General features: G+C 56.7%; 11 protein-coding genes and 1 tRNA gene. 6 read left to right on the top strand and 6 right to left on the bottom strand.

Annotated features, from left to right (window positions below; genetic code table 11):
- Window positions 1-187: 187 nt before the first annotated feature.
- Together VQ830_RS23865 and VQ830_RS23860 are read right to left on the bottom strand one after the other, a co-directional pair.
- Entirely contained in the window at window positions 188-784 is a 597-nt protein-coding gene (locus tag VQ830_RS23865) for a cysteine hydrolase family protein (protein ID WP_337270663.1), read from the bottom strand.
- 85 nt (window positions 785-869) lie between these two features.
- Window positions 870-1871, bottom strand: coding sequence for a 2-hydroxyacid dehydrogenase (locus tag VQ830_RS23860; protein ID WP_337270662.1), 1002 nt, complete (start codon window positions 1869-1871; stop codon window positions 870-872).
- 175 nt (window positions 1872-2046) lie between these two features.
- Between VQ830_RS23860 and VQ830_RS23855 the strand changes: the two genes are divergently transcribed.
- Complete coding sequence (locus tag VQ830_RS23855) at window positions 2047-2586, top strand: SH3 domain-containing protein (RefSeq protein ID WP_337270668.1); 540 nt, start codon at window positions 2047-2049, stop codon at window positions 2584-2586.
- Here the strand turns inward: VQ830_RS23855 and VQ830_RS23850 are convergent.
- Together VQ830_RS23850 and VQ830_RS23845 are read right to left on the bottom strand one after the other, a co-directional pair.
- Window positions 2579-3571, bottom strand: a complete 993-nt coding sequence (locus VQ830_RS23850) for an adenosine kinase (RefSeq protein ID WP_337270661.1) — start codon at window positions 3569-3571, stop codon at window positions 2579-2581. The genes VQ830_RS23855 and VQ830_RS23850 overlap by 8 nt on opposite strands.
- Window positions 3572-3926: 355 nt before the next feature.
- On the bottom strand, window positions 3927-5384 hold the full coding sequence (locus tag VQ830_RS23845) for a mannitol dehydrogenase family protein (protein ID WP_337270660.1): 1458 nt from the start codon (window positions 5382-5384) through the stop codon (window positions 3927-3929).
- 267 nt (window positions 5385-5651) lie between these two features.
- On the opposite strand from VQ830_RS23845, the gene VQ830_RS23840 reads away from it, so the two are divergent.
- From VQ830_RS23840 to VQ830_RS23830, 3 genes are all read left to right on the top strand, one after another.
- On the top strand, window positions 5652-5861 hold the full coding sequence (locus VQ830_RS23840; protein WP_337270659.1) for a SlyX family protein: 210 nt from the start codon (window positions 5652-5654) through the stop codon (window positions 5859-5861).
- An 86-nt stretch (window positions 5862-5947) separates the two neighbouring features.
- Entirely contained in the window at window positions 5948-6574 is a 627-nt protein-coding gene (locus VQ830_RS23835; RefSeq protein ID WP_337270658.1) for a ribonuclease D, read from the top strand.
- Between the two features lie 153 nt (window positions 6575-6727).
- Entirely contained in the window at window positions 6728-8377 is a 1650-nt protein-coding gene (locus VQ830_RS23830; protein WP_337270657.1) for a hypothetical protein, read from the top strand.
- Between the two features lie 88 nt (window positions 8378-8465).
- Here the strand turns inward: VQ830_RS23830 and rpsA are convergent, their stop codons facing one another.
- Together rpsA and cmk are read right to left on the bottom strand one after the other, a co-directional pair.
- A complete protein-coding gene (rpsA, locus tag VQ830_RS23825) occupies window positions 8466-10166 on the bottom strand; it encodes a 30S ribosomal protein S1 (protein ID WP_337270656.1) in 1701 nt (566 codons plus the stop codon).
- Between the two features lie 172 nt (window positions 10167-10338).
- Window positions 10339-10986: a (d)CMP kinase gene (cmk, locus tag VQ830_RS23820; RefSeq protein WP_337270667.1), complete on the bottom strand. Its 648-nt coding sequence runs from the start codon at window positions 10984-10986 to the stop codon at window positions 10339-10341.
- A 254-nt stretch (window positions 10987-11240) separates the two neighbouring features.
- On the opposite strand from cmk, the gene VQ830_RS23815 reads away from it, so the two are divergent.
- A complete protein-coding gene (locus VQ830_RS23815; RefSeq protein ID WP_337270655.1) occupies window positions 11241-11615 on the top strand; it encodes a TIGR02300 family protein in 375 nt (124 codons plus the stop codon).
- Between the two features lie 142 nt (window positions 11616-11757).
- A tRNA-Ala gene (locus VQ830_RS23810) sits at window positions 11758-11833 on the top strand.
- Window positions 11834-11965: the final 132 nt, after the last annotated feature.

Raw genomic sequence — 11965 nt, 5'->3', positions numbered from 1 at the left:
AGCGGCTGCTCGCCACGGAAACGGTCCGTCCAGTAGCAGGACCCCGTTCTCGAAACATCGTGGTGAGCAAAGGCATTATTGGCTTCAAGTACTGACAGGCGGGCCGATTGCAGGACGTGCGTGAATTCGGATCGAACTGGATAGAACGTCCGACCAGCTTTTGCCGACGACAGGCCCAGTCTAAGATCTAAGACGACGAAAGGGCAGGCCTCGCCATTTGTAGAAACTCCTCCGTTTGCATAATGGAGACCTGAACCGAATACCGGTCTTCCATGACCTTCAAGATCGCGTCGTGCGTCTCGTCTGCGCCGCTGCAAAGCGCGTCCCGTAAAAGAATGATGCGGTAACCAAGATCGATCGCTCCGAGAGCGGCCGCGAGAACGCAGACTTCCGTTTCTCCACCGGTGAGAACGATGGCATCAATTCCACGTTTCACAAGAGTGGCATGAAGACGGCCGTCGACCCACGGCGAATAGGTCATCTTGTCGAAGATGCACGCCGGCGGCACAAAATCTTGCAACGGGGCGATGAGGTTGATGTGTTCGCTCGGCATCTCATCGCGCGTCATCACATGCCATTTTTCATAATAGTGTCGCCACGATCCGCTCATCGCGGTTGCATTGGTGGGCGGGACGAAGCGCGTAAAGATCGTCTTTTCTGGATGACGGTCCGCGACAGCGACGATGTTCGGAACGACCCTTGCCATCCACGGAACATGCCAAGGCGTGTCCTCCGCGAACATCCTCTGGACATCAATACATAAATGGACCCAAGCCTCTTCCATTATCTTCCTCCTCTAGATCGAACCGGAAGAGGCAAGGAGAGTTCCAATCACCCGCGTGTGTGGGCGCTCGATCCATCTAGAAAATTCAGATCCCTGGCAAAACCCGATTCGGTGGCCGGTGTCCGTCGAAGAAGGTGCGTATATTGATAATGACCTTATCGCCCATATCGATGCGACCTTCGATGGTCGCCGAACTCATATGAGGAAGAAGGACGGCTTTCCCTTCATTGGCGAGTTTCACCAGCTTCGGATTGACGGCTGGTTCGTTTTCGAAAACATCAAGGCCTGCACCGGCAATACGGCCTTCCCGAAGGCACTTGATCAACGCCGCTTCATCGACCACATCGCCGCGCGCCGTATTGACGATATAGGCTGTTGGCTGAAGCAGCCCAAGGCGTCGCGCCGAGATTAGGTGAAAAGTTGCCGGCGTTGATGGACAATTGACGGAAACGATATCGACTCTCGCCAGCATCTGATCAAGGCTCTCCCAGTAGGTGGCCTCAAGTTCCTCTTCTGTCGCCGCACTCGTGCGTTTGCGATTATGGTAGTGGATGGAAAGCCCGAAAGCCTTGGCACGCCGCGCCACGGCGGTCCCAATCCGTCCCATCCCGACAATGCCGATTCTCTTGCCATGGATGCGGCGGCCCAGCATCCATGTTGGCGACCAGCCCGCCCAGTCACCCGGATGTTGGGTGAGGACACGGGCTCCCTCGCCAAGCCTTCTCGGCACCGCTAATATTAGTGCCATGGTCATATCGGCGGTGTCCTCCGTCAACACGTTGGGCGTGTTGGTGACGGTGATCCCCTTACGCGCGGCCGCTTCCACGTCGATATGGTCCGTCCCGTTCGAGAAGCTGGCAATCAGTTTCAGTTGTGGCCCCGCGGCCTCGATCAACTCGGCGTCGATCCTATCGGTGACCGTTGGGACCAATACGTCCGCCGTCTTCAGCGCCGCAGAGAGCTCCTGCCGCGAACGCGGCGCATCATCGATATTAAGCTCCGCGTCGAAGAGTTCGCGCATGCGCGTCTCCACCGCGTCCGGCAACTTACGCGTGATATAAACCGTCGGTTTTTTCTTCACTGTCATAGCGGCGGCATAGCCTTGTTTAGAGGTCTTTAACCAAGATGCTGGATAGTTCCCCAGTCGGGCAATTTCTACCAGACCCGCCAGCGAAGACAACAGAACTCTCGACCGCACTTGGTCGGATGCGCACGCGCGGCGGGCTGACATGAGCCGGATGCCCTATCGAAAGAACGGTACGATGCGTCACAGAGTTTTCAGGTCTTCTTTAATTTTGGCAGTTGCCATGGTCCTGACTGGCAGCGGTCTTGAGGTGGCTCATGCACAAGCGGCCAAAGGTCCGAGCGGACTGCCCCTGCCTCGTTTCGTGACCTTGAAGTCGAAACGCGTCAATCTGCGCATTGGACCCGGAACGGATTATGCCACGTCGTGGATGTACATGAAGGCGGGATTGCCGGTCGAGATCGTCCAGGAATATGACAACTGGCGGCAGATCCGCGATGCTGATGGCACTGAAGGCTGGGTGAACCAGTCGCTTTTGTCAGGCTCCAGGGCCGCAATCGCGGCGCCATGGATGAAGGGCAAGGGTAAGAACGTCTTCGTCAATATGCGTCGAGACGCCCTGCCATCTTCCACCGTCACGGCTAAACTGGAACCAGGCGTTCTCGTTCACATCAAGGAATGCAACGGCAATTGGTGCTTTGCCAAAACGGACGGCGCTGAAGGCTGGGTTGCGCAATCCGAAATCTGGGGCGCTTATCCAGGCGAAGCCTTTAAATAAGCGCAGCCTTCTTGGCGGCGTCGGCGAGCGATATCATCGGACGGGGTCCGATCTGCTGGATGACGATACCTGCGGCAAGGCAACCCAACTTTCCGCTGTCTTCCAGCGAATGGCCGTTCGTGTAACCATAGAGGAAGCCCGATGCGAACAGGTCGCCAGCGCCTGTTGTATCCACCAATTGTTGAAGTGCAATTGCATCGATTTTATAGCGTTCGCTGCCTTTGAGGATGACGGCGCCGTGCTCGCTGCGAGTGACGGCAGCGATCTTGCAATCGTTGGCAATGGCCTTGAGTGCCTGCTCAAAATCCTCGATTTCGTAAAGGGCTAGTGCCTCCTGCTCATTGGCAAAGACGATATCGACCGTGCCGCTGCGCATAAGGTCCAGAAACTCTTCGCGATAGCGGTCCACGCAAAAGCTGTCCGACAAGGTCATCGCGACTTCGCGGCCGTTCTTATGGGCGATGCGCGCGCATTCGCGAATTGCATCCTTTGCCTTTGGCGGATCCCAAAGATAGCCTTCGAAATAGGTGACCTTCGATTGTGCAACGATCTCGTCTTCGACGTCTTCAGGACCGAGTTCCACACAGGCACCCAGATAGGTGTTCATCGACCGCTCGCCGTCTTCGGTCACAAAGATCATCGAGCGGGCTGTCGGTGGGAAGGTGCCTTTGGCCTTGGTTTGATAGTGAACGCCCTGTGCGCGGATATCGTGAGTAAAGATCGCGCCCAGCTGGTCCTCAGCGACCTTTCCAAAATAGGCTGCCTTGCCGCCGAAACCGGCGATACCGGCCGCTGTATTGCCCGCGCTTCCGCCGGAAGCCTCAACAGCGGGACCCATACGGCTGTAAAGCAATTCGGCACGTTCTGCATCGATGAGGTTCATTGCCCCTTTCGTGATGCCGTTATCGGACAGGAACTGGTCGTCGCATCGCGCGATAATGTCAACGATAGCGTTGCCGATGGTGAGAACGTCGAATTTGATCATGAAAAGTAAAGTCCGGTGTTGATGAGACCCGGACTTCGGTCTTACCGGAATTTCCGAGAGAAGAAAGCAGAAAGACGACCCTCCCGCAAATGTCACGAAAAATAAAAGGAAATGTCACAGGTCCGTTACGCCCGATCGCTAGCCTTTCCAGCAAAGGTCGATACTTATCCGATCTATGCTGCGGCGCGTCTCTTGGCGCCGAAACCGCCGCATGGCTTGCACAATGCATGTTTCGCCCGAACAAGTTTGTTCAGACGCAACGTGCATGGGCGATGCGATGCTGACCACGGATGAACTGGCAGCACCGCATCGCCGTTTCTCGTTGCTCCCGCCTCTGTGATGCTCAGCGCGGCGTCTAGATCAAGGGCAGGCAGTTATCCTGGATCAAGAGTTCGAGCTTGTTGGCGACGTCGTCCGTCCAGCGTGGATGAGCCAGAAGCGCAGGTGGAAAAAGACCGGGCAACTGGAGGAGCGCCTGCGAGACAGCGGCGCCATTTCTGGCGACCCCTTCAAGCCTTTCCGCAATCTCTGCTTCACGCGGATCGCGCAGCGCATAGGTCTTTCCGTGCCGATCCTCGCCGAGCGCATAGCGCATCCAGGCCGCAACAGCGATCGCATAGGTTTCAGCGGCATCGCCCCCCTCGAGCGCTTCGTTTGCCGGAAACAGGAGGCGCTGCGGCAATTTCTGCGTGCCATCCATCGCGATCTGATAGGTCTTATGCGCGATGGCGCGATTTGCAAAGCGCGCTATGAGCTCGTCGGCATAGGCTTCAAGGTCCATGCCGGGGACGGTTCCAAGCGTACTCGCGGCTGCCCTCATGTGGCGGCGCGCCAAGGCCGCAAGACCAGGGTCTCCCATCACGTCACGGATATATTCATAGCCGGCTATAAAGCCGAGATAGGCAAGAAGGGAATGTGCGCCGTTCAGCATGCGCAACTTCATTTTCTCATAGGCTTCGACATCTTCGACGATAAGGGCGCCGACCTCTTCCCACTGAGGTCTTCCGCAGGCGAAGTGATCTTCGATGATCCATTGCCGAAACGGTTCGGTCTCGATGGCGGCAAGATCACGCTGCCCTGTCAGCCTTTCAGCATCGGCATAGGTCTCATCGGTGCTTGCAGGCGTGATGCGGTCCACCATGGTGGCTGGGAAAGGTACGTTGCTATCAATCCAGTTCGCGAAATCGGCATCAAGATGATTTGCGAAAGAAAGAACCAGCCGCCGCAACATGCCGCCATTGTCGGGGAGGTTGTCGCAGCTCAGCGGCGTGAAAGGAAGATTGCCGGCAATATGTCTCCTGCGCAATCCTTCTACAAGAAAGCCGATCGCCGTTTTGGGTGATGAAGGCGTTTCGAGGTCATGACGGATATCAGGATGGTTAAAATCCAGCCCGCCGCTCACCGGATCGATGCAATAGGCCTTTTCTGTAATCGTCAGGCTGACGATCCTGATATCGGGATCAGCGAGCCGTTCAAGCACTGCGTTTGGGTCGCGCGGCGCAACATAGGTATGATGCAACGCGCCGACCACGATCGCCGATGTTTGTTCGTCGTCACGCACGAGCAGTGTGTAAAGACCGTTCTGTTCGTTCAGCGTTTCTGCAGTCTCGGCAGATCTGAGGCTGGCTGCGTCGATCGCCCAATCGCCGCCCAGCAACGACAGACTGTCTTCCGTATAGGCGGCAAGATGAGCGCGAAAGAAGGCGCCGGGTCCGAAATGAAAGATCCCGACTTTGGTCGCGTCGCGATCGTAGGCAGGCTGACGAACAGCGATGTTCAAATTGGTCAGTGACTGAAGTCGCGTCGCGGCCATCCGCGCCCCTCCCAAAAGATGCGAATACTGGAAAAATCGCAAAAAGGGCTAGCGCACAAATGATGCATCGACAAGGCGAGTTTAAACGCTGGAGGATCTCCCGGAGGAAGTTTTCAATTCGCTGTGGACCCGCGGCTGGCAGCAGAATAGACAGAACATGATTTCATTGTTGCGCGCGCGGACGAAGCCAAGATTGAAAATACGGATTGCGGTGACCGATAGGCCAAGCGTTTCGAAGGCGACGATGGCATCTTCAGGAGGTAGTTCATGCAGGAATACGACCAGCGCCTCCTCGTTCTGGAGGAAACAATCGCGCATCAAGCAAAGACGATTGACGAACTGTCTGATCAACTTGCCGAGCAATGGAAGCTTCTCGAGCAGACAAAGCATAAGCTCGATCGCCTCACAGACCGGTTCCTGGAACTCGAGGAGCAGGCACTAGAGGCTCCGGCCATCACCAAGCCGCCGCATTACTGAGCACTGTCATGCAAGGCCAAAGATACACCGCAGAGCCCCTCTCTGCACTATAGCCTCAGATAAAGATGGAATCGACGGAAAACGAGATGCCCGCAACAATCCGCTATCACGAAGGTGACATTTCAGAAGAAGATGCCGCGCGCTACACCGATGCCATTGCCATCGACACGGAAACGCTGGGGCTGGTGCCACGCAGAGACCGCCTTTGTGTTGTGCAATTGTCGCCGGGCGATGGAACTGCGGATATCATCCGGATAGCAGCGGGCCAGACACAAGCGCCTCGTCTCGCGGCCATGCTTGCCGATCCGAACCGTCAGAAAATTTTTCATTACGCCCGCTTCGACATCGCGGTCCTATTCCATACTTTCGGGGTCACCACTACGCCTGTCTTCTGCACAAAGATTGCCTCGCGCCTGTCACGAACCTACACCGATCGTCATGGCCTTAAAGACAATCTGAAAGAGATGCTGGAAGTAGACATCTCGAAAGCACAGCAGTCGTCGGACTGGGCAGCTGCAAAGCTCTCTCAGGCACAATTGGAATATGCCGCTTCGGATGTCCTTTACCTTCACGCACTGCGCGATCGTTTGACGGAGCGGCTCACGCGAGACGGGCGGCTGGAGCATGCAAAGGCCTGTTTCGAGTTCCTGCCGACGCGCGCCAAGCTCGACCTTCTTGGCTGGGAGGAAACCGACATCTTTGCGCATAGCTGATGTTCGGTCGTTATAGGATGGTTAACCACTATCGAAGATAATCAGGCTGCCTTTTCAAGTGCGGCCTTTTCGCTGCGTAACGATGTTGTGCCCAGCGCCGGATGATCACGGCTCGCTCAATTCAAGATGTCGCCCGTCCTGAAGGAGAATGCGATGCTGTCTCCCGTGCGCCCTGCGTCCACTATTGATCGAATGCCTGGGGCTGAGACCGCGCCTGCCGAAGCTGCGACCTCCGCTAGGAACGGCTCCATCCTTATCCCGACATCTCAATTGCAGGCCGCGACGCTCAATTCGCCGGTTGCCGGGAAATTGAACATGCTGGTCCTCGCGGTCCGCACGCAGATGATCCAGGCACTGCTCGATGTCCTTCAGCAACTCAGCAAATCCCTCGGGCTGATCCGCCGTCAGGGTGAAAGCGATGCCGCTTTCGCAGCACGGGTCGCCGAAGCCATTTCCAAAATGGATGGAAACGCGACTGACAGCGTTGATCTTCCTCTAGCTGCCGACAAGGCGGCGAGTGTTCCCTTACGCATCTTGGCCGATGCGCTGGCCAATCCCGCTGGCCCCCAGGCGCAGAAGGTGATCACCTATCTCGAAACCTTGAACAGACCGCCGCTCACTGCTGCCTATTCCATGATCGAGGCGGATCCTTTGGAACAGCAAAGCTCTCTGGCCTTTCCCGCGGACGAAGAGCCGTTAGTCGACGCTGAACAATTGCCTCCTTCCGCAGGCGAAGAGGAGCCGGCATCCCCGACGGTCGTTGATCGATCCGTTTTGAACCGCCAGCCATCACCTGATAGTGGAAGAAGCGGACAGGCACAGATGGCCTCACGGCCGCCGCTTACCGCGGCCAGCGTCCAAACCAGGCCTTCTTCTGCGACTGCCCCAGAACCCCAAAGCGGGCATCAATTATTAGCGAGTGCCACTGAGCCAACGAGAGATCTCCATAGCCAGCCTGCGGCAGGCCTCACAGGAGCCCAGAGCGGCACGAAACTAGCCGACCAAGCCCCGGCCCATCATTTACAAGATACAGCAAGCGTGCCGTCCCCAAGAGAGGATGCGCAACAGCAGCTAACGGCGCGCGCGAACGAAGATCAGCCGGTCGGAAAGGCGGCCGTATTATCAGAACCGGCAGTACCGAAGGCGTGGCCAGGAATTGCTGCGGTCTTTTCGAGGATCTCTTCCGAACAGTTGGCAACCCTCTTTTCAGCGCGGCCACTGAAGATCATGTTGGAGGGCGGTCTGCCCATACTGGATATGCACGCGGTTGAAGAGATCGAAGCTGCGGTCCACGAAGCTTTGAGAGAAAATCACGAGGACGCGGCAGTGCTCGTCAATTCATCAACCCGCGCGGCCCCCCAGAGCGGGGCGTCTCCTGCGGCTGGCGTTCTTCATGAGGAGCAGGCTCTCGCATTGCCAAGCGAGGATCCCGACATGACCGCTCAGGAGGTGTTCACGAACCGCTCGGCGCCCCCGGCCGTCCGTGTGTTCGATGGCATTGCCTATGTCCCGCAACCCTATCCGTTTACAGGTGGCATTGAAGCGGATGAAGATCCCGGCGCGTTCTATCGTGAAGACGCGAACCGTGATGAACACCAATCCGAGGACGGTGAGGAGACCGGAGAGGGTCCACAAGAAGAGCAGCACGATGAGCCGCAGATCTCCGAGACAGTGCCGTCAGACGATGAGAAGCAAGAAGCGCGCGACGGCGCAAGTCGTCAGACCGAAGAGCCTGCCCGTTTGGCTCCGCAAAATTCCAGCATCGCCTTCAGCTTTTATGAGCAGATGGCGCATTTGGACTAGCGGTTGAAAGCTGGCCTTGCGTTGAAACAAAAAAAAGCCGCCGGACCGATGATGTCGATCCGGCGGCTTGCATTTTAGAGCGGTGATATTATTCGCCGCGATTCTTCAGGGCTGCGCCCAGGATGTCGCCGAGCGATGCGCCCGAGTCGGACGAACCGAACTGTGCAACGGCTTCCTTCTCTTCAGCGATTTCAAGCGCCTTGATCGAAAGCATGATCTTGCGGTCCTTCTTGGAGAAGTTGACGACGCGAGCATCGACAACCTGACCAACCGAGAAGCGCTCTGGACGCTGCTCATCGCGATCGCGGGAGAGATCAGCACGGCGAATAAACGAAGTCATGTCTTCGTGGTCGACGAGCTTCACTTCGATGCCGCCATCGTTGACGGCAATGACTTCGCACGAAACGACAGCGTTCTTGCGCAGTTCGCCGGAAGCAGCAGCTTCACCGACAGCATCGCGGCCGAGCTGCTTGATGCCGAGCGAAATACGCTCCTTCTCAACATCGACGTCGAGAACGACAGCCTTGACCATGTCACCCTTGTTGTACTCTTCGATGACCTGCTCGCCCGGACGATTCCAGTCGAGATCGGAGAGGTGCACCATGCCGTCGACGTCGCCATCGAGACCGATGAACAGGCCGAATTCCGTCTTGTTCTTAACTTCGCCTTCAACGGCGCTGCCGGTCGGATGGTTGCGAGCGAAGGCAGCCCATGGGTTCTCGAGGGTCTGCTTGAGACCGAGCGAGATACGGCGCTTCGTCGGGTCGACTTCGAGAACGACAACTTCGACTTCCTGGCTCGTGGACAGGATCTTGCCGGGATGTACGTTCTTCTTGGTCCAGGACATTTCAGAGATGTGGATGAGGCCTTCGATGCCTGGCTCCAGCTCAACAAACGCACCGTAGTCGGTGATGTTCGTGACCGTACCGGAGATCTTCTTGCCTTCCGGATACTTGGCCTGGATGCCTTCCCACGGATCGCTCTCGAGCTGCTTCATGCCGAGCGAGATACGATGCGTTTCCTGGTTGATGCGGATGATCTGCACCTTGACCTGCTGACCAATGGACAGGATTTCCGACGGATGATTCACACGGCGCCATGCCATGTCGGTAACGTGCAGCAGGCCGTCGATGCCGCCGAGGTCCACGAATGCGCCGTAATCGGTGATGTTCTTGACGACACCATCTACGACTTGGCCTTCTTCGAGGTTCTGGACGATTTCAGAGCGCTGCTCAGCACGGGACTCTTCGAGGACCGTACGGCGCGATACGACGATGTTGCCGCGGCGCTTGTCCATCTTGAGGATTTCGAAGGGCTGCGGGTTGTGCATCAACGGGGTGACGTCGCGGATCGGGCGAATGTCGACCTGGCTGCGTGGCAGGAAGGCGATAGCGCCGTCGAGATCGACGGTGAAGCCGCCCTTGACCTGGTTGAAGATAACGCCTTCAACGCGCTCGCCAGCTTCGAACTTGGCTTCGAGCTTGATCCAGCTTTCTTCGCGGCGAGCCTTCTCGCGCGAAAGAACAGCTTCGCCGAGGGCGTTCTCGATGCGCTCGACATAAACTTCGACTTCGTCGCCGACCTTCAGCGAACCGTCCTTGGCCTTTGCACCGAATTCCTTCAGCGGAACACGGCCTTCAACCTTGAGACCGACGTCGACAACGGCGACGTCCTTTTCAATGGCGGTCACGATGCCCTTGGTGACATAACCTTCGGCCAGGTCATGCTGAGCAAAGGATTCTTCGAGAAGGGCCGCAAAATCCTCGCGAGAGGGGGTAGCTACTGACATAAAATCTCCTGAACGGCATCTTTATCAAGATACCGCGAATGCGCCGTTGGTTTGTGTTGAACGTGCCTGAAGTCCAGTCCGTCCCTTCTGGGACATCCGGCGCGTGGACGGAGCTTCAGGCTTATTTTCAGCAGGCAAGGCTCAAACTTTTAAGCTTGATGCAAACGCCCAGCTATGTCTTATTTCTGATCAGCGCAGCATCGATGATCGATTTTGCAGTCTGAAACGCGGCCTCTATACTCATTTTCGAGGTGTCAAGCAAGTGTGCGTCGGCTGCCGGTCGCATTGGGCTATCGGCGCGCTCTGAATCGCGCGCATCCCGCTTTTGCACATCCTTGAAGATTTCGTCGTAGTCGGCAGCAAGTCCGTTGCCGATGATTTCTTCGTAGCGTCGTTTTGCCCGCACATTGGCGGCTGCCGTAACGTAAAGTTTGACGTTCGCGTCTGGGCACACAACGGTGCCGATGTCTCTGCCATCGAGGACAGCGCCCGGAGGTTTAAGGGCAAAATGCCGTTGCGCCTCCACAAGTGCCCGGCGCACGGCCGGCATCACGGCAATTCGCGATGCGGCCTCGCCAATCTGGTGCGTGGAAAGGATGCTCCGGTCGAGACCAGCGAGATCGACTTGCTGCGCGATCTTCTCGGCAATGAGTTCGTTGTCCAAGGGCATCCCGGCGTCAAGCAGCGCCTTGGCCGTCGCGCGGTAGGTCAGTCCGGTATCAAGGTGATGGAAACCATAGGTTTCGGCAAGGCAGCGCGCCAAGGTCCCTTTGCCGGCGGCGGCCGGTCCATCAATTGCAATCGTAAAGGTTGCTGTCATCGGCCTTTGCTCATCATTCAACGCGCCGTGTTCGGTTTTGAGCGTCATAACGGCAATGCAGGGGAAGGCCAAGTCTTCTTACGCCATTGGTGCTGTCCGCGGTACGTGCGCGTTCCATTGCCGGCGCCATCGTGAAGTTTAGCTTTGACATCGCCTTCCGCAGCAATTATGGGACCGACCTTATCTATCTGAACGGAAAGCCGGCTTGCACGGCACTTGCCGAATTGTGCATTCGGCTACTTACGAGGCGCGTTATGGCGAAAGCTGAACTTGGAACCAAGCGTACCGATCCGGAAACCGGCAAGAAGTTTTACGACCTGAACCGGGATCCGATCGTTTCTCCCTACACCGGAAAGTCTTATCCGCTTTCTTTCTTTGAAGAGACATCTGCTCTGAAGGAAGTGGTAGAAGAAGACGAAGTCGCCGAAGTTGATACGGAAAATCCGGAAGTTGAACTCGTCGCGCTCGAGGATGCCGATGATCCGGCATCCGGCGACGATATTCCAGATATCGGCGACGATGATGTCGAAATCGAAGGCGATGACGATACCTTCCTCGAAGCAGACGAAGACGACGACAACGACGACATGAGCGACCTCATCGGCTCGCGCGACGACGACGAAGTTTGATCATCGGCAAGGTCCGGCTAAAAAAGTGCCGGACCTTCTTTTTTGGGCTTGCTATCTGGCAGAACCAGAAGTAATAAGCCGCCACCCCGCAGGGCGATGAACTGCAGGGTTCCCAAGGACCGGTATGCCGGACCACCCTGATGGGGCTATAGCTCAGCTGGGAGAGCGCTTGCATGGCATGCAAGAGGTCAGCGGTTCGATCCCGCTTAGCTCCACCAAATTTCCTTAAAAATTATCTCACGCTTCTGATGATCAAATCTTTTGCCCGATCGTGCTATTTTAAGTTGCAAATTTAAGAGAAATTGCACCTCATTCTCACTTTTCAGGCATCTCGTCTGCTGCTTCCTTGC

This window comes from Oryzifoliimicrobium ureilyticum, assembly GCF_037199735.1.
Classification (GTDB): Bacteria; Pseudomonadota; Alphaproteobacteria; order Rhizobiales; family Rhizobiaceae; genus Rhizobium; species Rhizobium ureilyticus.
This window is presented reverse-complemented; position numbering and strand designations above follow the sequence as displayed.